The 26,211-nt window shown below is 42.4% G+C and carries 26 protein-coding genes and 1 pseudogene; 23 read left to right on the top strand and 4 right to left on the bottom strand.

From position 1 onward, the window contains the following. Positions 1 to 51: 51 nt before the first annotated feature. The 3 genes from pfkA to ACHZES_RS09020 all read left to right on the top strand — a co-directional run bounded on the left by pfkA (position 52) and on the right by ACHZES_RS09020 (position 2,985). Positions 52 to 1,026, top strand: coding sequence for a 6-phosphofructokinase (pfkA, locus tag ACHZES_RS09030; protein WP_038284251.1), 975 nt, complete (start codon positions 52 to 54; stop codon positions 1,024 to 1,026). Positions 1,027 to 1,053: 27 nt separating this feature from the next. Then, positions 1,054 to 1,647: a lactate utilization protein gene (locus ACHZES_RS09025; protein ID WP_395548203.1), complete on the top strand. Its 594-nt coding sequence runs from the start codon at positions 1,054 to 1,056 to the stop codon at positions 1,645 to 1,647. Positions 1,648 to 1,848: 201 nt separating this feature from the next. Continuing rightward, positions 1,849 to 2,985: a glycoside hydrolase family 105 protein gene (locus ACHZES_RS09020; protein WP_395548205.1), complete on the top strand. Its 1,137-nt coding sequence runs from the start codon at positions 1,849 to 1,851 to the stop codon at positions 2,983 to 2,985. Positions 2,986 to 3,047: 62 nt separating this feature from the next. Here the strand turns inward: ACHZES_RS09020 and ACHZES_RS09015 are convergent, their stop codons facing one another. Beyond that, positions 3,048 to 3,914: a helix-turn-helix domain-containing protein gene (locus tag ACHZES_RS09015; RefSeq protein WP_395548206.1), complete on the bottom strand. Its 867-nt coding sequence runs from the start codon at positions 3,912 to 3,914 to the stop codon at positions 3,048 to 3,050. Positions 3,915 to 4,144: 230 nt separating this feature from the next. On the opposite strand from ACHZES_RS09015, the gene ACHZES_RS09010 reads away from it, so the two are divergent. The 8 genes from ACHZES_RS09010 to ACHZES_RS08975 all read left to right on the top strand — a co-directional run bounded on the left by ACHZES_RS09010 (position 4,145) and on the right by ACHZES_RS08975 (position 12,215). Continuing rightward, on the top strand, positions 4,145 to 5,524 hold the full coding sequence (locus ACHZES_RS09010) for an ABC transporter substrate-binding protein (RefSeq protein WP_038284256.1): 1,380 nt from the start codon (positions 4,145 to 4,147) through the stop codon (positions 5,522 to 5,524). Positions 5,525 to 5,640: 116 nt separating this feature from the next. Then, positions 5,641 to 6,288, top strand: coding sequence for a transcriptional regulator (locus ACHZES_RS09005; protein ID WP_404820357.1), 648 nt, complete (start codon positions 5,641 to 5,643; stop codon positions 6,286 to 6,288). A gap of 4 nt (positions 6,289 to 6,292) precedes the next feature. Then, positions 6,293 to 7,192 carry a carbohydrate ABC transporter permease gene (locus tag ACHZES_RS09000; protein WP_038284260.1) on the top strand — a complete coding sequence of 300 codons (900 nt, stop codon included), beginning with the start codon at positions 6,293 to 6,295 and terminating at the stop codon, positions 7,190 to 7,192. A 5-nt stretch (positions 7,193 to 7,197) separates the two neighbouring features. After that, on the top strand, positions 7,198 to 8,049 hold the full coding sequence (locus tag ACHZES_RS08995) for a carbohydrate ABC transporter permease (protein ID WP_038284261.1): 852 nt from the start codon (positions 7,198 to 7,200) through the stop codon (positions 8,047 to 8,049). Between the two features lie 68 nt (positions 8,050 to 8,117). After that, positions 8,118 to 9,671, top strand: coding sequence for a glycoside hydrolase family 28 protein (locus ACHZES_RS08990; RefSeq protein ID WP_395548209.1), 1,554 nt, complete (start codon positions 8,118 to 8,120; stop codon positions 9,669 to 9,671). A 14-nt stretch (positions 9,672 to 9,685) separates the two neighbouring features. Next, positions 9,686 to 10,516 carry a sugar phosphate isomerase/epimerase family protein gene (locus tag ACHZES_RS08985; RefSeq protein ID WP_395548214.1) on the top strand — a complete coding sequence of 277 codons (831 nt, stop codon included), beginning with the start codon at positions 9,686 to 9,688 and terminating at the stop codon, positions 10,514 to 10,516. Between the two features lie 216 nt (positions 10,517 to 10,732). After that, on the top strand, positions 10,733 to 11,137 hold the full coding sequence (gene tnpA, locus ACHZES_RS08980; protein ID WP_404820356.1) for an IS200/IS605 family transposase: 405 nt from the start codon (positions 10,733 to 10,735) through the stop codon (positions 11,135 to 11,137). Continuing rightward, a complete protein-coding gene (locus tag ACHZES_RS08975; RefSeq protein WP_404820355.1) occupies positions 11,130 to 12,215 on the top strand; it encodes an RNA-guided endonuclease TnpB family protein in 1,086 nt (361 codons plus the stop codon). The genes tnpA and ACHZES_RS08975 overlap by 8 nt, the downstream gene beginning before the upstream one ends. Before the next feature lie 148 nt (positions 12,216 to 12,363). Here the strand turns inward: ACHZES_RS08975 and ACHZES_RS08970 are convergent, their stop codons facing one another. After that, the gene (locus tag ACHZES_RS08970) at positions 12,364 to 13,626 is read right to left on the bottom strand and encodes a cation:proton antiporter (protein ID WP_395549385.1); all 1,263 of its coding nucleotides are present in this window, start codon (positions 13,624 to 13,626) and stop codon (positions 12,364 to 12,366) included. Between the two features lie 539 nt (positions 13,627 to 14,165). On the opposite strand from ACHZES_RS08970, the gene ACHZES_RS08965 reads away from it, so the two are divergent. Continuing rightward, the gene (locus ACHZES_RS08965; RefSeq protein ID WP_038279281.1) at positions 14,166 to 15,068 is read left to right on the top strand and encodes a LysR family transcriptional regulator; all 903 of its coding nucleotides are present in this window, start codon (positions 14,166 to 14,168) and stop codon (positions 15,066 to 15,068) included. A gap of 120 nt (positions 15,069 to 15,188) precedes the next feature. Here ACHZES_RS08965 and ACHZES_RS08960 read toward each other — a convergent pair whose 3' ends face one another. Both ACHZES_RS08960 and ACHZES_RS08955 read right to left on the bottom strand, forming a co-directional pair. Continuing rightward, entirely contained in the window at positions 15,189 to 16,679 is a 1,491-nt protein-coding gene (locus ACHZES_RS08960; RefSeq protein WP_038279278.1) for a tagaturonate reductase, read from the bottom strand. A 56-nt stretch (positions 16,680 to 16,735) separates the two neighbouring features. Next, on the bottom strand, positions 16,736 to 18,217 hold the full coding sequence (locus tag ACHZES_RS08955; protein WP_395549384.1) for a UxaA family hydrolase: 1,482 nt from the start codon (positions 18,215 to 18,217) through the stop codon (positions 16,736 to 16,738). A gap of 287 nt (positions 18,218 to 18,504) precedes the next feature. Between ACHZES_RS08955 and ACHZES_RS08950 the strand changes: the two genes are divergently transcribed. The 11 genes and pseudogenes from ACHZES_RS08950 (at position 18,505) to ACHZES_RS08900 (ending at position 26,206) form a co-directional block, all read left to right on the top strand. Further along, a complete protein-coding gene (locus ACHZES_RS08950) occupies positions 18,505 to 19,512 on the top strand; it encodes a LacI family DNA-binding transcriptional regulator (RefSeq protein ID WP_154522013.1) in 1,008 nt (335 codons plus the stop codon). Between the two features lie 150 nt (positions 19,513 to 19,662). Next, a complete protein-coding gene (locus ACHZES_RS08945; protein WP_038279382.1) occupies positions 19,663 to 20,019 on the top strand; it encodes a DUF6145 family protein in 357 nt (118 codons plus the stop codon). Further along, the gene (gene dusB / locus ACHZES_RS08940; protein ID WP_353655132.1) at positions 20,016 to 20,984 is read left to right on the top strand and encodes a tRNA dihydrouridine synthase DusB; all 969 of its coding nucleotides are present in this window, start codon (positions 20,016 to 20,018) and stop codon (positions 20,982 to 20,984) included. Before ACHZES_RS08945 ends, dusB begins: the two co-directional genes overlap by 4 nt. A gap of 109 nt (positions 20,985 to 21,093) precedes the next feature. After that, positions 21,094 to 21,576, top strand: coding sequence for a transcription elongation factor GreA (gene greA, locus ACHZES_RS08935; RefSeq protein WP_038279266.1), 483 nt, complete (start codon positions 21,094 to 21,096; stop codon positions 21,574 to 21,576). Between the two features lie 72 nt (positions 21,577 to 21,648). Then, a pseudogene (lysS, locus tag ACHZES_RS08930) lies at positions 21,649 to 23,145 on the top strand (lysine--tRNA ligase); the annotation flags it as partial. A 237-nt stretch (positions 23,146 to 23,382) separates the two neighbouring features. Then, positions 23,383 to 23,622 carry a DUF6462 family protein gene (locus tag ACHZES_RS08925; RefSeq protein WP_091232258.1) on the top strand — a complete coding sequence of 80 codons (240 nt, stop codon included), beginning with the start codon at positions 23,383 to 23,385 and terminating at the stop codon, positions 23,620 to 23,622. Next, a complete protein-coding gene (locus ACHZES_RS08920) occupies positions 23,612 to 24,076 on the top strand; it encodes a DUF6462 family protein (protein ID WP_091232260.1) in 465 nt (154 codons plus the stop codon). The genes ACHZES_RS08925 and ACHZES_RS08920 overlap by 11 nt, the downstream gene beginning before the upstream one ends. Positions 24,077 to 24,078: 2 nt before the next feature. After that, positions 24,079 to 24,360: a DUF6462 family protein gene (locus ACHZES_RS08915; protein ID WP_169823620.1), complete on the top strand. Its 282-nt coding sequence runs from the start codon at positions 24,079 to 24,081 to the stop codon at positions 24,358 to 24,360. A 488-nt stretch (positions 24,361 to 24,848) separates the two neighbouring features. Beyond that, positions 24,849 to 25,004 carry a hypothetical protein gene (locus ACHZES_RS08910; RefSeq protein WP_169823621.1) on the top strand — a complete coding sequence of 52 codons (156 nt, stop codon included), beginning with the start codon at positions 24,849 to 24,851 and terminating at the stop codon, positions 25,002 to 25,004. Beyond that, positions 24,982 to 25,266 carry a hypothetical protein gene (locus ACHZES_RS08905; RefSeq protein WP_091232262.1) on the top strand — a complete coding sequence of 95 codons (285 nt, stop codon included), beginning with the start codon at positions 24,982 to 24,984 and terminating at the stop codon, positions 25,264 to 25,266. The genes ACHZES_RS08910 and ACHZES_RS08905 overlap by 23 nt, the downstream gene beginning before the upstream one ends. Continuing rightward, positions 25,232 to 26,206 carry a ParM/StbA family protein gene (locus tag ACHZES_RS08900; RefSeq protein ID WP_330387848.1) on the top strand — a complete coding sequence of 325 codons (975 nt, stop codon included), beginning with the start codon at positions 25,232 to 25,234 and terminating at the stop codon, positions 26,204 to 26,206. The genes ACHZES_RS08905 and ACHZES_RS08900 overlap by 35 nt, the downstream gene beginning before the upstream one ends. The last annotated feature ends 5 nt before the right edge of the window (positions 26,207 to 26,211 follow it).

The following is a 26,211-nucleotide window of genomic DNA, read 5'->3' as shown; positions in this document are numbered from 1 at the left end:
GCAATGAAAAACTTACAATAACAGATATCCGTGAATCAGGAGGAAGCTACTATGGCAAAACAAGTGAAAACCATCGGCGTATTAACCAGCGGCGGTGATGCACCAGGTATGAATGCTGCAATCCGCGCTGTTGTCAGGACTGCAATCCATAAAGGATTGGAAGTAAAGGGAATCATGAGGGGATACGCAGGCCTTCTGCAGGAAGAAATCGTTGATATGAACAGCACCAGTGTATCCGATATTATTCACCGCGGCGGAACAGTTTTATATACAGCCAGATGTCAGGAGTTTACAACTGCCGAAGGGCAGAAAAAGGGCGCCGAGATCTGTAAAAAACATAATATTGACGGCATTGTGGTCATTGGAGGAGACGGTTCATTCCGGGGAGCAGGTAAGCTTTCTGCACTTGGGATCAATACCATTGGACTTCCTGGAACCATTGACTTAGATATTGCCTGTACCGATTACACCATTGGCTTTGATACAGCTGTTAACACAGCCATGGAAGCCATTGATAAAGTACGTGATACATCTACTTCCCACGAACGCTGCAGCATCATCGAGGTAATGGGACGTAATGCAGGCTATATTGCCCTTTGGTGCGGTTTTGCAAACGGTGCGGAGGATATCCTTTTACCGGAGCGTTATGACGGCGATGAACAGGCCCTCATTAACCGTATCATTGAGAACAGAAAGCGGGGCAAAAAGCACCACATTATCATCAATGCAGAGGGCATCGGACATTCTTCCTCTATGGCAAAGAGAATCGAAGCGGCCACAGGTATTGAGACCAGAGCGACCATCCTGGGACATATGCAGCGAGGCGGCGCGCCTACCTGCAAGGACCGTGTCTATGCTTCCATTATGGGTGCAAGGGCAGTAGAGCTTCTGTGTGAGGGAAAAAGCAACCGCGTCGTAGGCTATAAGCATGGAGAATTCCAGGATTTCGATATTCAGGAAGCCCTTAGCATGACAAAGGACATCCCGGAAGACCAGTATCAAATCAGCAAGATGCTTGTGAGATAATTGAATCAGATTCATCTGGAGGCAGATATGGAATATACGGTGATCAGGCAAAATTTTGAAAAACACGGGTTTTCCACACAGCTTTTTTCTACAAAAGAAGAAGCACGTGATTATCTGGTGGATACCTTAAAGAATCAGACCATTGGATTTGGCGGAAGTGTGACACTTCTGGAAATGGGTCTATATGAAGCGCTGCTTCAGAACAATGCCGTGGTATGGCACAACAAAGTGCCTTCCAGAGATGTGCGGCACCTGGCTAACTGCTCCAATATCTATATAACCAGCGCCAATGCCGTATCGGAGACCGGGCAGATCGTTAACATCGACGGAACCGGAAACCGGGTCGCTATGACCGCTTTTGGACCTCAAACATGCTATTATGTTGTGGGAAGGAATAAAATTACCCCAAGCTTAGAGGACGCCATTTACCGAAGCAGGAATGTGGCTGCTCCGCAAAATGCACAAAGAATCCATGCAAAGACACCGTGCGCCCAAAAAGGAGATAAGTGCTATGACTGCAACAGCCCTGAACGGATCTGCCGCATAACAGCGGTGATCGACCGGGCTCCTATGGGCATGAAGTGCGAAATCATCTTTGTGGATGAGGCACTTGGTTTTTAATGAACTGAAATATAATGAGATCGGCGAGAGCAGACGGGATTTTTAGTATATTCCCGGCTGTTTCCCGCCATTTTTTTATCGTCTGCTTTTCAATGGAATTTGACAAAGGGGAATTTTACGTTTATGCTTGTATTAAAATGACCAAAGCAAAACGAATGCTTAAGGGGACAAAAAGGGACAGAAGGCGAGGAGAAGAAGAACATGGATGCAATTGAAAGATATATCAATGAACTGATGGAAAAGAGTACACCGGACCGTCCGGTATGGAACATTGAGAAACTGCTTCAGGGAGAGAAGGCCGGATGGAATTACATAGACGGCTGTATGATCAAAGCCATTTTAGAAATGTATGCCATTACCGAGGATTTAAAATATCTGAATTTTGCTGACACATTTATCGATTACAAGGTGAGAGAGGATGGGAGCATTGACGGATATGATGTGGAAGAACGGAACATTGATAATGTCAATGCGGGTAAAACTCTGTTCGAGCTTTTCGACCTGACGGGCAAGGAAAAATACAGAAAAGCCATTGATTTAGTTTACAGCCAGATAGGAAAGATGCCTCGGACCAGAGAGGGAAACTTCTGGCATAAGAATATTTATCCGAACCAGGTTTGGCTCGACGGTCTGTACATGTGCCAGCCGTTTTATATGGAATACGAAACCCGGTTCAATCATAAGAAAAACTGCGGGGATATTTACAGCCAGTTTGCCAATGTGAGGAAGGCCATGAGGGATACGGAAACCGGACTTTACTATCATGCCTATGATTCTTCCAGAGAGATGTTCTGGTGTGATAAGGTGACCGGGCTGTCCCAGAACTTCTGGCTGAGAGCGTTAGGCTGGTATGCCATGGCCCTTCTGGATACCATGGACAAATCAGATCCGTCGGACAAGAATGACTTAAAAGAGATGGAGGAAGCCTTCCGGGATTTAATTGATTCCATGTTAAAATACCAGGATGATAGCGGTATGTGGTATCAGGTGGTAAACTTAGGCGGCATGGACCGGAATTATCTGGAAACCAGCGGAAGCGCTATTTTTTCCTATGCTATATTAAAGGGAGTCCGTTTGGGTTATCTTCCGGAGTCCTATTCCGGGTATGGCAAAAAGGCTTTCCAGGGAATCTGCGATACCTATCTTCAGCTGGAAGAGGGGGATATAAGCCTGGGAGGAATCTGCCTGGTAGCCGGACTTGGCGGTAAAGACAGAAGAAACGGAACGTATGACTATTACATGTCCGAGCCCATTGTTAAGGATGATGCAAAAGGAGTAGGACCTTTCCTTCTCGCCTATACGGAAATGAGAAGAACCGGCTGGGTATACAATAATTAATAGAACAGAAACATCAATGGGGATTGGGACCCGGATCACCGGGCTCCAATCCCCAAAACTTATCATTTCAAACAATTCTGTGAATACTTCTTCGGTGAAACCCCCACTATTTTCGTAAATGCTTTAAAAAAGTTACTGTAGTCGTTAAATCCGCACATACTGTAAACCTCGTTGACGCTGTAGCCGCCTGAAAGAAGTTTCTGGGCCAGTTCGATGCGGCAGGAAATTATGTAGGAATTGATGGTGGTACCGGTGCTTTTCTTAAACAGTCTGCAAAGGTATGAGGTACTTAAATAAAAATGGGCCGCAATATCTCCGATGCTCAACTGGGAATCGATGTTGTGATGGATATAAGTGATGATGTCGGTCACTTTACTGCTGAAATACTGTCTCGGTTCTCCCGATCCCTCTCCAAGAAAGGCATCTGCAGCCAACTTTGTCATGAAAATCATAAATTCGGCAAAGGCTGAGCGTTCCTCCACATCCTGTCCAAATCCTTCTTCTACGGCCAGTTTATTAAAAAAATAAGTGAAACGCCGCTGCTGTCCATGGTTTAAGGCGATACGATGGGAAAATCTCTCGGGTCGGTGGGTAAAACAGTAGGTTAAATCCGTCTGCGTTGTGGAAATATTTTCCAGATAGGTGGGATCGATGAATATGACAAACCGTTCCTGAGGTCTGGTGGTATCCATCTGCAGCAGATGGTGTTTTTCATATTGGCTGATCATGAATAAGCTTCCCGGTTCGATCAGGTAATTTTTATCATCAATCAGAAACGTACTGCCTCCGCTTAGGGAAAAATGAAATTCGTGGCAGCGATGGCGGTGCATGCTTAAAACTCCCGATTCGTTGTGAAGATGTACAATAGAGAAGTACCGGGAGGCAATGCATTGTTCAATTCCATCTGAAAAAGAGGTAAGTACTTTCATAAACCGTAAATTCCTTAGATAATTATACTAAAATCTTACCATAGGATGTCAATATTTGCAATGTTTTGTGCGAGATTTGAAATGAATTATCAAGAGATGGATGTTATAATAAGGAAAAAGCATAGTGTAAGCGCTTACGCAAATGTGTCAAAAAATGTAGAAAAAGTGAAACCTCTTACACAGGGCTTTCAAGAACTCATTTATGAGGGTAAGAAAAAGGAGAGAATAATATGAAAAAAATCAAACAGTGGGCTGCGATGGGGTTAGCGACTGCTATGGCAGTATCCTTAAGCGCCTGCGGCGGGGGCAAGAGCACCAGTGAGACTGCAGCTTCTACAGCAGCAGAGACCACTTCTGCAGCAGCAAGTGAGGCGACAACAGAAGCAACTACTTCCGGAGAGCCGGTAGAGCTTAAGTTCTCCTGGTGGGGCGGTGACAGCAGACATGCTGCAACAGAAGAAGCGATTAAGGCATTTGAAGCGAAATATCCAAACATCAAGGTAACTCCTGAGTACGGCGCTTGGACGGGCTGGGAAGAGAAGCAGTCCTTAAATATCTTAGGCGGAAATGCTGCCGATGTTATGCAGATCAACTGGAACTGGATCGAATCCTATAGCCAGGGCGGAACAGCCTTTGCCAATCTGGAAGATTACTCCGATGTTCTTGATTTAAAACAGTTTACACCGGAAAGTCTTGACCTCTGTAAGGTTGATAATAAGTTAATGGCTGTTCCGATTTCATTAACAGGGCGTGTATTTTATTGGAATAAAACTGCATTTGAAGAAGTAGGCTGTGACATTCCTACTGATCTGGATTCCCTGTATGCAGCAGGTGCAGCATTTAAAGCAAAAGATCCGGATATGTATCCTTTAGCTCTTGGCGAATATGATCGTATGATTTTAATGGTTTACTATCTGGAATCCAAGTACGGTAAAAACTGGGTTGAAGGCGGAGAGGTCAACTATACGGAAGATGAAGTTAAGGACGGAATGGATTTCATTACTGAACTGGAAACAAAGCATGTCATTCCGACATTGGCAACCATTCAGGGTGATATGGCTGACTCTCTTGACAAGAATGCAAAATGGATCGATGGCAAGTATGCAGGTATCTTTGAGTGGGATTCCTCTGCTTCTAAATTCATGGCAGCACTGGAAGGCAGCGTAAACAAGCCTGGTCAAAAGTTTGTAGTCGGTGAGTTCGTTAAGATGGGCGATAACAACGGAGGCTTTACAAAGATTTCCATGGCATATGCAGTTGCAGGTAATTCCAAGCATCCGAAGGAAGCAGCAATGTTAATCAACTTCTTGTTAAATGATGAGGAAGGTGTTAAGATCGTTTCCACAGAGAGAGGAATTCCTTGCTCCACAGAGGGCTTAAAGATTCTTGAGGCGAACAAACTTGGCGATCCTCTGACCATTGAAGCGAATACAAAGGTTATGAATTACAGCAAGTTCAACTTAGACAGCAAGTTTGAACACAACGATTTAAAAGCAAATCCAGATGGTGTTTACTATAAAGTATTTGGTAAGTTAAGCACAGGGGAAATTGATTCCAAGCAGGCAGCAAGCGAGCTGATTAAGGGAATTACAGAGACTCTTGAGAGCTAATAAAGAATTCGGATAGTTTGAATAAGGGTACATATTTCATACGAGCCGCCATAATTTTATGGCGGCTCCTATAAAGAAAAGGGTAGACAAAAGTTATGGAATGCAGAAGTGAGAGAATGAAACCATACCAGCTGACTGGGGCAATACAAATGTATGAAGCTACCGGCGAAGAGGTCTATAAGGATTTTGTAATGACTTATCTAAGCAGTATGGAAGTTCCGGAGGGGATGGCAGTTAGTCTGTCGGTACAGGATAGCCTGGCCTGCTTTTTTGCTTTGGATCAGACAGGGAATGAGACATACAGACAGGTAATTGAGTCGCTTATCGGGCAGAATGATTGGACCTTGGATTTTATGCCCTTTGTAACAGAATACGAGACAAGGTATAAAAGAAAAGAACATTATAATGAGATTGCAGCTTTCTTCCGGGGGGAAGAGAAGCTAACAGGAAACGATCTGATAGCTCTTATAGAAACTATTGGTCAGATGTCAGAAGAAATCTATGAATATTATCGGGAATTAAGGGATTTGTTTAAAACAGCAGTGAAGGAAAAAATAAAGGAACTCCCGGATACTTCTGAATCCTTAGAAATCGGTTATTCCATCTTGAGAGCATGTAATATGGGGGTGCTTCCAAGAGAGAAATATGGTGATTTCGGGGAATTAATATGGAAAACGATCGAAGGTAACGATAAAGATACATGCGCAGGCTTACAGGAAATGATGAAAGCGCAATATACAATATTAAAAAAACAGGAGGAATAAGAGTATGAAGTCAAAAGGTATTCGTAAGGTTCTGGCAGACAATGCAGGATTCTTCTTCATCTTACCATGGCTGATCGGTTTTATACTTTTCAAAGTTTATCCGTTCGCCTCTTCTCTATACTACAGCTTTACAAACTATGACCTGTTTAACGGCATTTCGAAGACGGGTATGATGAACTATAATAAGATTTTTACAGATTCCGACATTAAAAAGGCTTTTTTTGTTACATTTAAATATGCAATTTTTGATGTTCCCTTAAAGCTGATGTTTGCATTGTTCATTGCATACATTCTGAACTTTAAATTAAAGGGAGTTAATTTCTTCCGAACTGCGTATTATGTTCCGTCTATTCTGGGCGGGTCCATTGCCATCGCAATTCTGTGGAGAGCCGTATTCAATACGGACGGTCTGATCAATGCGGTTCTTGGCGTATTTGGTGTTGAAAAGATCAACTGGATGGCAAGTGGGGGCGGTGCCCTGACCGTAATTGTTCTTTTAAGAGTCTGGCAGTTTGGTTCTGCCATGGTAATATTCCTTGCGGCCTTAAAGGGAGTTTCCGAAGATTTATACGAAGCGGCATCCATTGACGGGGCTGGAAAATGGACACAGTTCTTTAAAATCACGGTTCCTTTAATTACACCGGTTATTTTCTATAACCTGATCACGCAGTTATGCCAGGCGTTCCAGGAATTCAACGGGCCATTCCTAGTCACAAAGGGCGGACCTAACGGAGCGACTACTTTGATCTCAATCCTAATTTATAACAATGCATTCTTACGGCATAAGATGGGTATGGCAAGTGCACAGGCCTGGATCCTGTTCTTAATTGTTATGACCTTTACGGTAGTAGCATTTGTAAGCCAGAAGAAGTGGGTTTATTATTCAGATGAGGACGGGAGGTAATTGACATGACGAAAGAGACTAAGAGAAAGATCAGTGCAGCGATTCGTTATGCATTACTGATTCTTGTCGGATTTATTATGGTATACCCCTTGTTCTGGATGGTGGGTGCTACTTTTAAGACGAACTCGGAGATTTTTACCACAGCATGGTTCTGGCCCAAAAAGCCTGTGACCGATGGCTATGCCAATGCATTTGTAGATTACGGCGGTAAGATCAATCTGATCAAATCCATGCTTAATACATATAAGATTGTTGTGCCAAAGGTTCTTTTTACCGTTGTATCAGCCACGATTACGGCTTATGGTTTTGGCCGGTTTGAGTTTAAGGGTAAGGGAATCCTGTTCTCTCTTATGATTTCCACCCTGTTTCTGCCTCAGGTAGTGTTAAATGCGCCACAGTATATCATGTTTAATAAATGGGGCTGGACCAACTCCTATTTACCATTAGTGATTCCCTCCTTGTTTGCAGGAGACACCTATTTCTTATTCATGCTGATTCAGTTTTTAAGAGGCGTGCCAAAGGAGCTGGAGGAGGCCGCCAAAATTGATGGCTGCAGTTCCATTAAAACCTTATGGCATGTGATTGTTCCCATGTTAAAGCCATCCCTGGTATCCGTCGCACTGTTTCAGTTTATGTGGACTTCCAATGACTTTATGGGACCGCTTATTTACGTTTCTGATATGCCCAAATATACGAACTCCATTTATTTGCGCATGTCCATGGACGGTGATGTAGGATTCCAGTGGAACCGGATTTTGGCGATGTCTTTAATCTCCATTATTCCTTCCCTGATTGTATTCTTCTGTGCCCAGGATGCCTTTATTGACGGTATCGCAGCAGGAGGCGTGAAAGGATAATAAAGAACGGGCGTGGTAAAAAATTGCTGCGCCCTTTTTCAATAGGAAAAAGTTGAGGTGAAGTCAGAATGGAATTAAAAATTGTCTTTAAAACGGCACGGTCCGTGACGGTGGAGACTGTGACAGAACAAATCTATGCATTTGAAACACCGGGAAATATCCTGTTAAATGGAAATGATTTTGGAGAAACGAACCGGGTTGTCTTTTCGCTATTTGACTTAAAACCTGATATGGATTATAATATTTCTCTGGAAAGGGATGGAAAAAGAGCGGAAGCCAGTTTCCATACCGACTATGAATTTGTAACATTAAATGTAAAAGATATGGGGGCCAGGGGCGATGGAATCCAGGATGATACGTCCTTTATCCAGGCAGCCATCATGGCTTGTCCAAGGGATAGCCGGGTATTGATTCCAAAGGGAAGGTACCGCATTTCCAGCCTGTTTCTAAAGAGCCATTTAAGGCTTGAACTGGCTGAGGGAGCGGAACTTTTAGCAGATACGGACCGGTATAAATATCCCAGATTTCCTGGGATGGTCGAGAGCTATGATGAAAAAGAAGATTACAATCTGGGCACCTGGGAAGGAAATCCTCTCCCGATGTTTGCAGGAATCATAACCGGAATTGATGTAGAAGATGTGGTGGTCTATGGCCAGGGCCTCTTAAACGGTCAGGCCTCCTTTGATAACTGGTGGGATAATGTCCGCCAGATGAAGGTGGCATTCCGTCCCCGCATGGTATTTTTAGAGAGGTGTAAAAACGTGACCCTTCAGGGCTTTTCGTTAAAAGACAGCCCTGCCTGGGTGCTTCATCCATATTTCAGCCAGGACTTAAAATTTCTCAATCTGGATATTCATAATCCGGCAGATTCTCCCAATACCGATGGTTTGGACCCGGAATCCTGCAAGGATGTGGAAATACTGGGCCTTCACTTTTCTTTAGGTGATGACTGCATTGCAATCAAGTCTGGAAAGATCTACATGGGCCGCAGGTATCAAACACCTTCTGAAAACATCGTGATCCGCCAATGCCTGATGGAAGATGGCCATGGGGCGGTGACAGTGGGAAGCGAAGTGGGGGCAGGAGTTAAGAATATCCGAGTGGAGCGCTGCCTGTTTTCCAATACGGACAGAGGCCTTCGGATCAAGACCAGAAGGGGCAGGGGAAAAGACTCCGTGCTTTCTGAAATTTATTTTAACCACATACTCATGGATCACGTCATGACACCATTTGTTGTAAATAGCTTTTACTTCTGTGATCCCGACGGAAAGTCCGATTATGTACAGTGCAGAGAGGCTCTTCCTGTGGATGAGCGGACCCCTGAGATTAAGAGGCTGTACTTTACAAACATCAAGGCAGAAAACTGCCATGTGGCGGCGTCCTTTCTCTATGGGCTTCCGGAGAGAAAAATTGAGCGCATTGAATTTAAAAATGTTGATATTTCCTTTGCGGACAATGCAAGGACAGGAGCCCCCGCCATGCTGTCCGGAGTAGAAGAGTGCAGGAAAAAAGGCTTTCTTATCAGTAATGTAGATACCCTTATCTGTGATCATGTGAAGATTTCCGGCCAGGAAGGGGAAGCCTTTGAGCTGAGCGGCATTAATCATTACGAAGAGAGATAAAGGAGGAGTTTATGATGCAGATTGGAATCCGGTTGCACGATATCGCACCTGGGACCCTGGAGGAACGGGTAAAGATTGCCCATGAGCAGGGATTTACCTGTGCTCATTTGGCCCTGACAAAAACAGTACAACAACATTCCGTGGAGAATTCCGCGCTGACGCCGGGATACGCTTCCTATTTGCGTAAAAAGTTCGCGGAACATGATGTGGATATCGCAGTCCTGGGCTGCTATTTAAATCTGGCCCATCCTGATCAGAATGAGATCAAAAAGATCCAGGAGCGTTATTTCGCTCACCTGCGTTTTGCTTCTATTTTAGGATGCAGCGTTGTGGGAACCGAGACCGGCGCACCGAATAAGGACTATTGTTACGAACCGGCCTGCCACACAGAAGAGGCTCTTCTGACATTTATCACCAATCTGCGTCCGGTTGTGGAGTGTGCGGAAAAATTCGGTGTGATTCTGGCAATTGAACCGGTGTGGAACCATATTGTATACAATTCCAAACAGGCACTGAAGGTACTTAAAACCATTGGTTCACCTAATTTAAGGATTATCTTAGATCCGGTAAATCTTTTGTCAGTGGAAAACAGTGATCGTTACGAGCAGGTAATAAAGGAAGCCATTGAGGATTTAGGCAGGTATACGGATGTTCTTCATATGAAAGACTTTGTAGTAGAAGGCGGCCGGATCATTTCCGGTGCTCCGGGAACCGGTGTTATGAAATATGATACGATTTTGGATTTTGTGAAAAAGGAAAAGCCATACATCCAGATGACCATTGAGGACAGCAGGCCGGATAATGCTGAGTGGTCTAGGAAATTTCTTGAAAATTATGGTCGTTAAGAAGATAACTTAAATATGCAGCAGGTAAGAACGGTGAGGCTTATGTCCTCACCGTTTTGAATGCACTGCTGATTAAATGAACCTATAATTTAACATATATTAGCGAGAATTCTCCCACCTCTAAGGTGGTGGGATGAATCGCTATAATCCCTTGATATAAATCTATTTTTGTAGTATAATGTAATCAGTCGAATAGAATGAAAGGCTGGTGATACTATGGTTTTAGATAACAATGCTCATTCGGTATTTCTACTGCATTATCATTTGATATTAGTAGTAAAATATAGGCGTAGGGTTTTTGATAACCTTATATCGTCTCGTGCGAAGGAGATTTTTGAGTACATCGCACCGAACTACCATATAACACTTATGGAATGGAATCATGATGCAGACCATATCCATATTTTATTTCGTGCCCATCCCAAAACCGAAATCAGTAAGTTCATCAATGCTTATAAAAGTGCCAGCAGCCGACTGATTAAGAAAGAGTTTCCGGAAATTCGTCAGAAACTGTGGAACGAATATTTCTGGAGTCAAAGCTTTTGCCTGATAACTGCTGGTGGAGCTCCCTTAACTGTCCTTAAGCAGTATATCGAAAGCCAGGGTGAGAAGAGTGAATAAAGCTTATAAATTCAGACTTTATCCTAATGCAGAACAAATGAATTTACTGACCAGGACCTTTGGCTGTGTCAGATTTATCTATAATAAAATGCTCGGTGATAAAATTGAATATTATCATGAGACAGGGAAAAAGCTGAGCAATACGCCTGCGCAGTATAAAGAAGAATTCCCATGGCTGAAAGAAGTAGACAGTCTGGCACTCGCCAATGCCCAGCTCCATTTACAAGCAGCGTATCGTAATTTCTTTCGTTCTCCAAAGTCAGGGTTTCCTAAGTTCAAAAGCAAACATAGACATCAGGACAGTTATACGACCAATAATCAAAGAGGCAGTATTCGTATAGAGCATGGACGTATCAAACTTCCAAGAATCGGATTTGTAAAGTTGAAACAGCATAGACCTATTCCAGAGAACTTTTGCATTAAGTCTGCAACCGTATCGAAAACTCCCACAGGAAAGTATTTTGTTTCTGTCCTTTTTGAATATGAGGAAGTGATCCAGCCAGTAAAGGCAAAGAATGTTGTAGGACTGGATTTTTCCATGAAAGAGCTATTTGTTTCTTCTGATGGAGTGACTGCAGCATATCCCCATTACCATCGTCAAAGTATGGAGCAGTTAAGCAAGGAACAGAGAAGGTTGTCTAAATGCCGGATTGGAAGTAACAACCGTAATAAACAGCGAATCAAGGTAGCCAGATTGTATGAAAAGGTATCACATCAACGAAAAGACTTTTTACATAAGCTGTCAAGACAGATAACCAATGTCTACGATGCGGTGTGTATTGAGGACCTAAATATGCAGGGAATGTCCCAGAGCTTGAATTTCGGAAAGAGCGTTTATGATAATGGCTGGGGAATATTCACTTCATTACTAGACTACAAGCTGTCTGAACAGGGAAAGAAACTGATAAAAATTGATAAATGGTATCCGAGCAGTAAAACCTGTTCTTGCTGTGGAAAAGTAAAAGAAGAATTGTCTCTGTCGGAACGCATGTATCAATGTGAATGCGGTTTCATATGTGACAGAGATGTAAATGCTGCACGCAATATCAAGAAACAAGGAATATTAGTATTGGCATAAACAGCTAAGAGAAACCGTGGGGCACACGGGGATAGCTTGTTGATACTGTAACCGTTAGGTTACTTGAGCAAGAAGCCCTCACTTCTAGCATAAGCATTTGGTTGATCCCAAATGTGGTGCTAAGTGGTGGGAGTATGTCACCTCCAGTTTATAACATTTTGCCCCTCTTGCGTTCTATCGGTTGCTGGCTCATTTTTATTGTTATAATAACTTTATCTTTTTTTATCGATCCAGAATGAATGAGAGCGATTTTAGCGCACACTGGTCCAATTAACTCATACAAGACCGAAGAGGATAATATTATCGTAAGCAACATGGTCCCCATACTATCGGGCAAAGCTCTTTTACCCATAAAAGCAAGGCCAATGGCAACACCGGCCTGTGGGATCAGTGCCAACCCTAAATAATTTCGTACTGCTACTGTTGTTTTAGCTATCATACAACCCCAAAAAGCACCAAGGTATTTTCCCACGATCCGTATTACAAAATAGGATGCTCCGATGATCCCTAGAGTTCCAAACGAGCGAATATTCAAACTCATTCCTGATACAACAAAGAACATTGACAAAATAGGCGGAGTAAACCTTTCCACCTGCCTATATAATTCTTTGTCTTTTGTCATATTGATATAAGTTGTGCCAAAAAGCATACAGGAAAGTAAAGGTGAAATATCTACCGAGGCGCATAGGCCTGCAATTCCAAGAAGAAGTGAAATTGTTAATATCAGCCTGTTATCCTCACTCCGTCCTGGAGTCATCAGCCTGCTTAATAAAACTCCGCTTATAAAACCGATTACCAATGCACCAATATTATAAATTATGGGCGATATGATTTCAGAAGCAGAAACCCCTGCTCCAGCTTCCGCATTGACAAAGGCAGAGGCTATGCTGAATGCGATAAGACACACCGCGTCATCGAGTGCAGCTACCTGTAATAAGATATTTACAAAATTCCCACGTGCATGGTATTGCCGGATTGTAATCATAGTGCTTGCCGGGGCTGTTGCCGTTGCAATCGCTCCCAAGAGCAGGCAAAAGCTCCAGCTTAAATGGAATATGTAGTGCATGGATAACGAAACGAATAGTCCGGCCAATAAAGATTCCAATAAAGTAATCACGATAACTCCAAATCCAGTTTCTTTAAAAGCCTCTTTTTTAAAAAAGCGCCCAACACCAAATGCGATAAATGCTAAAGCAATGTCACTGATAAACCCCATTTGTTCAACCATTTCATGTGGAATCAAGTTCAATACATATGGCCCTATCACAACTCCGGCCACAATATAACCAGTTACATTAGGCAGTTTTGCCAGCTTTGTAATACGTGTAAGCAGAAATCCAGCCAGCAATATTACTGATAAAGATAAAAGAATAATTGTTGTGTCATTGAAATGACTTAAAAGATGCCCCATTGATAAATCCTCCTCTATAATCCTATATTTTCAAATGCGGTTAAAAACACGCATGTTAAAGTCCAATATGATGACGAAACCAGACAATTAAAAAGATAAAGAAGTTTTAAATAATTTCGCGTGTCACGAAGGCGTAGCATATCAAATTTGACCATAGCCATTAGGACGAGAATAACATTAACTGATATTTTTATCGAAAGCAGATATACACCATGATTTACCAAATCTGCGGTAAAACAAAGCGGTAAGAAAAAAATGTTCCTTTCCGAAGTTAACAATTCCCCTATAGTGCGAAATTGAATAATAATCAGCAGCAATTTGTGTCGGTGACCGAAAATGATTGTTAAAATAGTATGAAGAGGATGGAAATGGTTTAATAACATTAAAAATAAGAACGTGCCATACAAATAAAAGCTTTTGCCTCATTATTCTTGCCTCCTTTCTTGATTTATGCTACTATTATAATCACAAATTACATAATGTATATTTATAATTATTTAGCATGTCATAAGAAAACATTATAATCAGGGGTGAATAAGATGATTGATACGAAACTTTATACGTTATTAGCAGTGGTCGAATTTAACAGTTACACACGGGCGGCAGAACATCTATCTTTGACACAGCCAGCGGTAACTCAACACATAAAGCAATTGGAAAAGGAATTAAACATTAAAATTTTCAATCGTGTTGGAAGTGAAATAAAGCCTACAAATGAAGGAAATATTGTAATTCAGTATGCCAGGCGAAGCATAGCCCTATATCAGAGGATGGGGCAAAATATTTTGGATGAGCAGCGCCATATAAGACGGCTTACGGTTGGGATTACCCATACTGCTGAAAGTAATGCAGTGGCAGAAGTATTAGGGAAGTACAGCTCCAAAAACCCTGGCGCAAGCATAACAATTATTTCTGACTCTATAAATAATCTTTATGAAATGCTGAAAAATTATGAGGTGGATTTAGCTGTTGTAGAGGGGAAAGTTCAAGATGACAGCATCAACTCGCTTCTACTGGACACGGATTCCTTGATGTTAGTTGTATCAAATAATAATCTTCTGGCAAAAAAGAGCATGGTAACCATAAATGAATTAATGAAAGAGCCATTGATTCTTCGCAGACCCTCATCGGGGACAAGAAACCTGTTTACAGCCCACTTGGAAAGTAATAACATGTCACTTGATGATTTCAATGTCATTTTAGAAGTTGACAATATTGCAACGATTAAAGATCTTATTAGACGGGACATTGGAGTTTCTATCCTTTCACGCAGTGTATGTCTGGATGAACTAAAGAAAGGGAAAATCACTGCATTACCGATAGAAAATCTTAGTATGATTCGGGAAATCAACATTCTATATCACAGCGATTTTAAACATGTAGATGTTTTGCATAGTATCATGAAGGAATATAATAAGGTGGTAAAGTTCTATGCTTCTTAATGCTGCATGCGCAAAACGGCAAGCAATGTGACTGCGGGATACTCACAACTTTCCTCGCATATTAAAACACCGGTATCACCAATCAAGGTGATACCGGTGTTTGTTTCTTCGTTTTAACGATTAGTTTAAACATTCCTTCATAACTTCATAAGCGCCTTTTTCTTTGATACCTGTTAAATAACCAGCCACGGCCGCTTCGAATCCTGGAATTTCACTTAAATCCTCATCCCAGAATTCAGCATTGGTGCAAACCGCATGAACAAGGGCAGCTGCATCGTCATCCTTGTGGTCATAGAAAAACTGAAGAACTGGCTTATCATCCTTAATGGTGTATTCGTCACCTGCAGGACGTGCTGCAACAAGACCGTCTTCCGTAAGGTTCATTCCGTTGTAGAATGCAATGTAGAACGCGAAAGAAGCTGTTATACATTTCGGAAGTGCGCCTGTTTTTTCTACAAAGCTCTTAAGAGAAGGCATAACACGGGCTTTCCATTTAGAGGTGGAATTTAAGGAAATGGATAACAGGGCATGATCAATAAATGGGTTTTTGAAACGCTCTGTAACAGAGGCTGCAAAACTCATTAATTCCTCCTTTGGAAGGGTCAGGGTAGGAATGATCTCATCATAAATGGTCTTATTCATAAAGCCGCAGATCACTTCATCATCCATGCAGTTGCGGACAATATCCTGTCCGGAAAGGTAAGCGCCTAATACGAAGGATGTATGAGCGCCGTTTAAAATGCGGACCTTTCTCTGCTTATATGGCTTGTGATCGTTACAGATGATAACAGGAAGGCCTGCTTCTTCAAAAGGCAGTTCTTTCTTTAAGCTGTCCGGTCCTTCGATAACCCAGAAGCCGAAGACTTCACCGGTATCGATGATGTTATCCTGATAGCCTAATTCTTCACAGATGGCAGCAGCTTCATTTCTCGGATAACCGGTCACGATGCGGTCTACCAGAGTGGAGCAGAAGATGTTCTCCGCTTTGATCCAGGCGGTGAATTCATTGCCAAGGTTCCATTGCTCGGCGTATTTTAATACGCATTTCTCCAGCTCTTTTCCGTTGTCATCAATCAGCTCACAGGAGAGGATAACAAAGCCCTTTCCGGCTTCCTTTCCGAACTTTTCAAATCTTCTGTAAAGGAACTGAGTCAGTTTACCAGGGTAGCTGTCAGCCGGAACATCTGTAAACTGGCAGGAAGGATCATAAGTAATACCTGCTTCAGTGGTATTGCAGGCAATGTAACGCAGGTCTGGATTATCCGCACAGGCCAATACGGACTCATAATCTGTATAAGGATTTAAGCATCTGCTTACACAGGAGATCACCCGTTTGTCATTTACCTTCTGTCCGTTCTCAAAACCGCGGAGGAAAAGAGTATAAAGTCCTTCCTGCTCGTTGATCATATCCGCAAGACCTGGTGCAATAGGCTGGCATAAAACAACCTTGGAGTTAAATCCGGTTTTTTCATTCAGGACATCGATAAAATAATCCACAAATGCCCTTAAAAAATTACCTTCGCCGAACTGCAGAACCCGTTCCGGAGCTTCCTTTAAAAGATATCCGTCAAACCCAAGTTTTTCCAGTGTTTCATAACATAACTTTTCCATTGAATTTATCTCCTTTTTTCTTCATTGCATATTTCAATCCGCATACCGTAGTCGAATTATAAAGTCACGCCCTGCTTAAAGATAGCCATGTCGTGGAAGCCTGCTTCTTCGGATTTTACCCTTTTGCCGGAAGCTACCTCGATAACAAAATCAAAGAACTCATTTTTAAGGGTATCCATATCCGTACCCTCAACCAGTACGCCGCAGTTAAAATCAATCCAGTTGCTCTTCTTTGTGCTTAACGCAGTGTTGGTGGAAATCTTCATGGTCGGTACCGGACAGGCAAATGGGGTGCCGCGGCCTGTGGTAAACAGGACGATGTGGGCACCGGAAGCGGCCAGTGCCGTGGAGGCGACTAAGTCGTTACCGGGTGCGCTTAAGAGGTTTAATCCCTTGTCACGTACCGGTTCCCCATATTTTAATACATCTACGACCGGAGCACTACCGGATTTCTGAACACAGCCCAGGGATTTGTCCTCAAGGGTGGAGATGCCGCCCTTTTTGTTGCCCGGGGAAGGATTTTCGTAAATGGTTTGGTTATGGCTGGTGAAATAATTCTTGAAATCATTGATTAAATCCACGGTTTTTTCAAAGGTTTCTTCATTCTGGCAGCGGTTCATAAGAAGTGTTTCCGCTCCGAACATCTCAGGAACTTCTGTCAGGATGGTGGTTCCGCCTTTGGAAACCAGCATATCGGAGAATGCTCCTACCGTGGGATTGGCTGTGATTCCGGATAAACCGTCGGAACCGCCGCATTTCATACCAATGATGAGTTCGCTGCAGCTTACAGGCTCTCTGTGGAACGTACCTGCATATTCAGCCAGCTGTCCGATGAGTTCCATGGCATCAGCCATTTCATCCTCGGATTCCTGAGTTACCAGGAACTTTACCCTGTTTTCATCGTAATCGCCGATATAGGGTTTCAGTTCGGCAACGCTGCTGTTCTCGCAGCCAAGTCCAAGAACCAAAACGCCTCCGGCGTTGGGATGATTGATTAAATCAGCCAGAATGGTTCTGGTATATTCCTGGTCGTCACCCATCTGGGAACAGCCGTAAGGGTGAGGGAATGCGGCGACTTCGTCAATGGTGCCGCCTACGTATTTCTTAGACATACGCTCCAGTGCAGTGGCGATGTTGTTGACACAGCCAACCGTAGGAATGATCCAGATTTCATTGCGTACGCCCACTTTTCCGTCCGGCCTGCGGTAGCCTTCAAAGAAACGTTCTTCTGTGGAAATAACAGCTGTTTCCTGCTTCTCGTACGTATAAGTAAGTAAATCCCCTAAACCTGTTTTTAAATTATGCGTGTGAATCCAAGCTCCTGTCTTAATAGGTTCCTTTGCCATGCCAATGGCACAGCCGTATTTGATGACGGATGAGCCGGCAGGTATATCGGAGAGGGCGAATTTATGGCCCTGTGGGATATCTTCCAGAAGTGTAATGGTATTTCCGCCTATCTCTGCGGCAGTGCCGGAAGAAAGCGGCTTTAATGCAACTGCAACATTATCTCCGGAATGAATTTTGATAAAATCCTGCATAAGCTTCCTTTCCTTTCTTGGTACCAGTATCAATCGGTACATGTAATGTAAGTACTTACATAAAACATACACTATTTTTGTGCAACCGTCAATAGGGAAAGAAAAAAAGAGATTTTTCTTTTTATTTAGGGGTACAATTTAAGAAAAAAACTGATTTTTTCCATGGATAAAAATCAGTAATAACAGTTGCTTTACAGAAAATTATCCTGTATAATGAAGCAAGTATGTGTAAGCGCTTACGCTTGCTTTGTGTATGGAAATTTTGATGAGTAAAAGGGACTACCAGGATGAACATTTATGACATTGCAGAACTTGCAGGAGTTTCCATCGCTACCGTATCCCGGGTGGTGAACGACAGCCCCCGTGTGAGTGAGAAAACAAAACAAAAAGTCAGAACGATTATGGAAGAAAATGGCTATACTCCCAATGTATTTGCCAGGGGCCTTGGGCTTGATTCCATGAAGACCATTGGGATATTATGTCCGGATGTATCAGATGCCTATATGGCTACTGCGGTAGCCCATTTAGAGAGCCGTATGCACGAGCATGGTTACGACTGTATTTTGTGCTGCAGCGGATTTGAACAGTCTGTGAAAGAAAAATATGTCAGCCTTCTTCTTGCGAAGCGGATTGATGCGCTCCTTATGGTCGGTTCTACTTATGCAGGAACAGGGGAATCGGATAAAAATACGCAGTATGTCCGCGATGCGGCAAAACAGGTTCCTGTATTTTTAATTAACGGATATTTGGATGGCGAGAATATTTATTGCGCTTATGGAGATGATTATCAGGCAACCTACGATGTGACCAGCCAGATGATTGAAACAGGACGGCGAAGAATCCTGTTTCTCTGTGACTCCCATTCTTACAGTGCAAATCAGAAACTGGCAGGTTATGAATCTGCTTTAAAAGCCCACGGGCTTCCTGTGCTGGGAGATTTAAAGCTTTATGTAAAGAACCGGATCCATACCGTAAGGGATATTCTTCTGGAGCGCCGTGATTTACGATTTGACAGCGTGGTAGCCACCGATGACGGTCTTGCCGTAGGTGCGATTAAGTATGCCAATGCAAAGCTATTAAAGGTACCGGAAAATTTATGCATTACCGGATTTAATAATTCTGCCCTGTCAATCTGCAGTGATCCGGAGCTTTCTTCTATTGATAACCGGGTGGAGGAATTATGCAACATCTCCGTCGATAATATGATGAAAATCCTTCGTGGAGAAGAAACGGAAGTGAACAGGAATAACCGGATTCCATGCCGGCTGATTAAGCGGTGTACCACTGATTTTTAACCTATTGTCATTTCTTTGTGCGTATGTTAAAATATAATCTCAGCAAATAATGGAAATACCCTATATGGGTATTCCTTTACACCCGATAATACGGGGTGCCCCTGCCTAAAGTGCATGGGAAGGAATGAGGAAAGAACGGTGGCAGAAACGATGGAGCATGATGGAGATAATGTGGTGCTTTGCGGCGCCAATTCCTATGAGCAGAAATATTATTTTAACCAGCAGTTTTCGAGCCTCCCGGAGAGCATCAAGCAGGATCTTCAGATCATGTGCGTGCTTTATACCGAAGATGTAGGTGGGATCCTTGTCATGGAATATGATGAGGATGGAACCCTGGAATTTAAGGTATCAGCAGAGGAGGGGGATTATCTGTTTGATGAGATCGGAAGCGTGCTGAAGATCAAGCAGTACCGGAAAGAAAAAAGGGAACTTCTGGAATCTTTGGAGATGTACTACCGGGTATTTTATCTGGGAGAAGAATTGGAAGGCGGAGATATAGATACGTGAAGCTTAGAATTGGAAATTTGACGTTAGATAACAATCTGATACTGGCACCCATGGCAGGAGTTACGGACCTGCCATTTCGTTTTCTTTGCAGGGAGCAGGGCTGTGGTATGGCAGTAACGGAAATGGTCAGCGCCAAGGCAATTTTATATAAAAACAGAAATACCAATGAGCTGCTAAAGGTGGCTGACGGAGAAGGCCCTGTGAGCCTTCAGCTTTTTGGCTCTGATCCGGATATCATGGCAGATATTGCTGCTAAAGTGGAAGAAGGGCCCTATGCATTCATTGACGTGAACATGGGCTGCCCCATGCCGAAGATCGTTAATAACGGCGAGGGGTCGGCGCTTATGAAGGATATCGGGCTTGCAGAGCGCCTTTTAACCGCGATGGTAAAGGCAGTTAAAAAGCCTGTGACCGTAAAATTCAGAAAAGGCTTTACCGAAGAGGACTGCAATGCCGTGGAATTTGCCAAAATGGCTGAAAGCTGCGGAGTGGCGGCAGTGGCTGTTCATGGCAGGACCAGGGAGCAGTATTATTCAGGAACAGCGGACTGGAATATTATAAGGAAGGTAAAGGAATCTGTCTCAATCCCGGTCATCGGAAACGGTGATGTATTTAAGCCGGAAGATGCAAAGGCTCTTTTAGAGGAAACCGGCTGCGACGGGGTGATGATCGCCCGGGGAGCCAAGGGAAATCCCTGGATCTTTAAAAGAACCCTTCATTATCTGGAGACAGGGGAGCTGCTACCGGGGCCTACCAGAGAGGAGATTGCTAAGATGATCATCCGTCATGGTACCCTGGAGATGGAGCACAAAGGAGAGGTGGTGGCCATGCGAGAAATGCGTGGGCATATGGCGTGGTATACAGCCGGACTCCCTCATTCTGCAAAGCTTAGAAATGATATCAACCAGGTGGGAACCATGGACGAATTAAGGCGATTTGCGGAAGAAAGGATCGGAAAAATCTGATCAGAGAAATAGAATCAGGAATAGTTACATTCTTGACATTTTTAGATGTTTACGCTATAATATTTGGAATGCGAATGAGCGAGTATGAAACCAGGAGGAATCAAAAACCATGGTAGACAAGAAAAATATTTTAACCTACGAAGGCCTTAAAAGATACGAGGATGAGCTTCAGAATTTAAAGGTAGTAAAAAGAAAAGAGGTCGCCCAGAAGATCAAGGAAGCCAGAGAACAAGGCGACTTATCCGAGAACGCTGAATATGATGCCGCTAAGGATGAACAAAGAGACATAGAGCTGCGTATTGAAGAGCTGGAGAAGCTCCTTAAAAATGCAGAGGTAGTGGTTGAGGATGAGATTGATTTAGATAAGATTAACATTGGCTGCAAGGTAAAAGTCTACGATGTGGATGAGGACGAAGAGATGGAATTCAAAATCGTGGGTTCCACAGAGGCAAACAGCCTTCAGAATAAAATTTCCAACGAATCTCCGGTAGGTCATGCGCTGATCGGCAGGAAAGTAGGAGATGTGGTAGACGTAGAGACACAGTCCGGAGTAATCCAGTATAAGGTTCTGGAAATTCAGAGAGTGTCTTAGAAAATTAGCCGTTCGATGAGCCGTCTGGCGAATCGAACTTCCTTAACATAGTTCACAAAGGAGTGCAAATAGGTGGCAGAACAGCAGAATCAAAACCAGAATCAGAATATAGAAGAAGACTTAAACCATTTACTGAAGGTTCGCCGGGAAAAGCTGGCAGAGCTTCAGGAAACGGGAAAGGATCCGTTTAAAGTTACAAAGTACGATGTTAATGTACACAGCAGTGAAATCAAGGAACATTATGAGGTATGGGAAGGAAAGGAAGTATCCATCGCAGGACGTCTCATGTCAAAGCGAGTAATGGGGAAAGCTTCCTTCTGTAATGTACAGGATTTAAAGGGCAATATTCAGTCCTATGTGGCCAGAGACAGTATCGGAGAAGAAGAATACAAGGAATTCAAGAAGCTGGATATCGGTGATATCGTAGGCATTAAGGGAACTGCGTTTACAACAAAGACGGGAGAAGTTTCCATCCATGCAGAGAGCGTGCTTCTGCTTACCAAGAGTCTTCAGATTCTTCCGGAGAAGTTCCACGGTCTGACCAATACGGACATTCGTTATAGACAGAGATATGTGGATCTGATCATGAACCCTGAAGTAAGGGATACGTTTGTAAAGCGTTCCCAGATCATCAAGTCCATCCGTGACCATTTAGATGCCCAGGGCTTTATGGAGGTAGAGACACCTATGCTGGTTTCTAATGCAGGCGGCGCTGCGGCAAGACCATTTGAAACTCACTACAATGCTCTTGATGAGGATGTAAAGCTGCGTATTTCTCTGGAACTTTACTTAAAGAGACTGATCGTAGGCGGTTTGGAAAGAGTTTATGAAATCGGACGCGTTTTCCGTAATGAAGGCGTGGATACCCGCCATAACCCAGAGTTTACTTTGATGGAGTTATATCAGGCTTATACCGATTACCACGGCATGATGGATCTGGTAGAGGATTTATTCCGCTCAGTTGCCCTTAAGGTTCTTGGAACGGCTGTGGTAAACTATGATGGTGTGGAAATTGATTTATCAAAGCCATTTGAACGTATTACCATGGTAGATGCTTTAAAGAAATACAAGGACATTGATTTTACCACCATTCGTACGGATGAGGAAGCTAAGGCTCTGGCAGATCAGTATCATGTAGAGTATGCGGCGCACCATAAGAAGGGCGATATCTTAAGCATGCTTTTTGAGGAATTTGTAGAAGAGCATTTGGTACAGCCGACCTTTATTATGGACCATCCGGTAGAGATTTCTCCTCTTACTAAGAAAAAGCCTGATGATCCGGAGTATACGGAGCGTTTCGAGCTGTTCATTACGAAACGTGAGATGGCAAATGCTTATTCTGAGTTAAATGATCCTCTGGATCAGATTGAGCGGTTTAAGGCTCAGGAGGCATTACTTGCAGCAGGAGACGATGAAGCGAATTCCATGGATGATGATTTTGTAAATGCACTCATGATTGGTATGCCTCCTACTGGCGGTATTGGGATTGGGATTGACAGGTTTGTTATGTTGCTTACGGATTCTTATGCGATTAGGGATGTGCTGTTGTTCCCGACGATGAAGAGTCTGGATAAATAAAGCCAGTGTTTATACGGCTTTTGAGAGATTCAGATGTCCAAAGGACATCAAAAGGACATCAAAAAGATGGTCAAGTCCGAATGAGTTCGAATGAGCTGGAATTTTGGTAAATGAAGTTGAATTTAATAAAAGCACTATTTTAGGGCACTTTTCTAGAGAAATTTAGAAAAGTGTCCTTTTTGCGTTATGGAGAAAATGATGTCCTTTTCAGGAAAGAGGTGTAATAGCATGAAGCAGGATAAGAGATTTAATTATAAGGAAGCAGAAGAGAGTGGAAAAAAGTTTGTGAGATATAAGGATGGATGCAAAGTCTATGGAATGGGTATCTCAAAGTTTCAGGAAATAGCTAAGAAAGCAAATGCAGTATACAAAGTGAATCAGATGGTACTGGTAAATACAGAGATTCTAGATCGTTATCTAGAACGATATAGAGTATTAAGTAAAGAGGTGGAGCTGGATGGCGAATAAGTTACAGACATCAATCAGGGCATATGCAGCGGATAATATTCAGATAAAAAGGTTTCTTAGGGTTGAGGATGCACAACAACTTTTTCATATAGAAGATGAAGTCTTATTGATAGTAGCGTTATCTGCGGATGCATTATATCAGTTGCCGAGAACAACATTGATACATCAAAAGAAGATGGAGGATTATATGAAGCATTTATATAAGGTACCCAATACATCAAAATATGTGCAGAAAAAATATGTCAGAATAGGAGAGGGTTCGATCACATATAGCATTGGTCATCATAGGTTTATTGAAATGGCAAGGGCTGCGGGAGCTGTATATAAGATAAATGAGGGAACTGGTGGGACTGTTCTTATAAACATTGATATCTTTGACGAATACATGGAGCAATTTCGGGAAGAGGCAATTCCAATGAAACATCCATTATTTGGCCCAGCGAAAGGAGAGTAACTATGGGGTATTCATATAAGACTTATACAGATACAAAAGAAGTGATGAAAAAGTATGTTAATGCGAGAGAAGGTGAAATCATCTACAGTATTGGAAAAACAAGGTTTATGGCACTAGCAGGTGAAGCAGGTGCAATCTACAAAGTAGGCAATTCAGCACTTGTAAATACTGAGGTTTTTGAAACATATTTGGAACAGTTTCATGAGCCATCAAGATCACTGCCAAAGCATATCTGGAAAAAGTTGCAAGAATCAGATGGTGATAGAGATAGTCCACATAAATAAAACACACCAATAATTGGTGTGAAATAAGTAAAATACACCAGTATAGTTTCTATCCAGATAATTGCATTGAAGTTATTATATACATGTTCCCAGCGAAAGCAAGGAACATACAACTTAATATCAGTTACAAAGTTAGAGTAAAAGTTCGGGGTATCTGCCTGGAAGGTTCAAGACCACTGTTATCACATTAGTAGTTCGAAGGATTGAAAAATGAAGAACGAGAAGCAGGGCACAAGCACGGTAAAAGGATTACAGATATTGCGAATGGATAATAAACCATGAAGGTTGAGAGGTTCAACCTTATCCTCGAAATGGCAATAGAGGAGATAGTGTTACTTGCAAAATAGTAAGGCGTCATGAACGCATTAGGCGGCTCATTTGTAACTCCCGGGATGAGAACATTCCTTAGTGTACGGGGCAATAGGGACTTGAAACAGTCAACGTACACCTTACATAGCAAAAGCTATGAAAGATAAGGAGAATGCAAAATGATAGGAATTATTGTTATAGCTATTATCATTATTATTCCACTATTTTCATGTGCTAAATCAGCGGGTATTGCAGACCAAAGATTAGAAGAATTTCATGATGCATTAATCTTCAAAATGGAGGATAGTGCGTATGAAGGTCAAGGAGAAATCTAATAGCAGAGATAGTGATGCAGAAAAGAAGATAGAAAAGGATTTGAAGTCATGTATGAAATGTCATTTCTTTTGGGGGAATGATAGTCGATGCATAACCAATCAGTGTTATAAGGAAAAGAAAGAAACAGTTACAAATAAGCAAAAGAGTGAATGTGATGATTGTCCTTATAAACAAAACGATTCTTACTGTTTCCCATGTATGAAGAAAATAATGGGGATGAAGGCAGATGAAACAGATGTGGAAAATCAAAGAAAATATTAGGAGGAAGAGACGAATGAATATTAGTAATTTAGAAGTGATTGGCATTGATCATGGCTGGTCAATGATGAAGACAGTATCGCAGGTATTTGTTACTGGAGCAAAAGAAATAAGAACAGAGCCAGCCGTATTCGATGATGTTTTGGAATTGGATGGTAAGTACTACAAGGTTGGAACTCAGAGACAGGAAGTTAAAGATAGAAAGACAGATGATGAATCATTCTTACTATTGACTTACGCATCCATTGCAAAAGAACTAAAGCGTAGAGGAAAAACAAGTGCAGATGTATTCCTTGCAGTTGGACTTCCACTCACAAGATTTGGAAGTGAAAAAGCGGACTTCATTCATTATCTTACAGCAAGAAAAGAAGTTACTTTCTATTATGAGACAGTTTGCTACACAATCAGAATTGTGAATGCGGCAGTATTTCCACAGTGTTATGCAGCAGTAGCAGATAGGATTCTTGCTTTCAAGAAAAAGACACTGATTGTTGATATAGGTTCTTGGACAATAGATATTATGCCAGTGATTAACAAATCTCCGGATGAATCCAATTGCATTACGATTCAAAGAGGGTTGATAACCTGCATGAGGGCAATAAACGAGAAATGTGTCAGGCTCTATAATGGAGAGATTGATGAAAGCGAGTTGCAGAATCTTATGCGATATGGTGCAGATTATGCGAAAGATGAAGAATACTATCAGGTTGCAAAAGACGAGATTGAAGCTTTTGTAGAGAAAGTATACAACTCCATCCGAGAATATGGCTACAACCTAAAAACCACACCAATAATCTTTGTGGGTGGGGGTGCAGTAGTTATGAAGAATTTTGGCAATTATGATGAAAAGAATATTTCTTATATTCTTGATATCAAGGCTAATGCAAGAGGATATGAGGAACTTGCTGATATTGGTCTTAGAAATATGAGAAAGAAAGCTTAGAGGAG

Origin of the sequence: Lacrimispora sanguinis, from assembly GCF_044987295.1 — a bacterium.
GTDB lineage: Bacteria > Bacillota > Clostridia > Lachnospirales > Lachnospiraceae > Lacrimispora > Lacrimispora celerecrescens_B.
The sequence above is the reverse complement of the archived record's forward strand: the minus strand, read 5'-3'. Positions and strand labels throughout refer to the sequence as shown.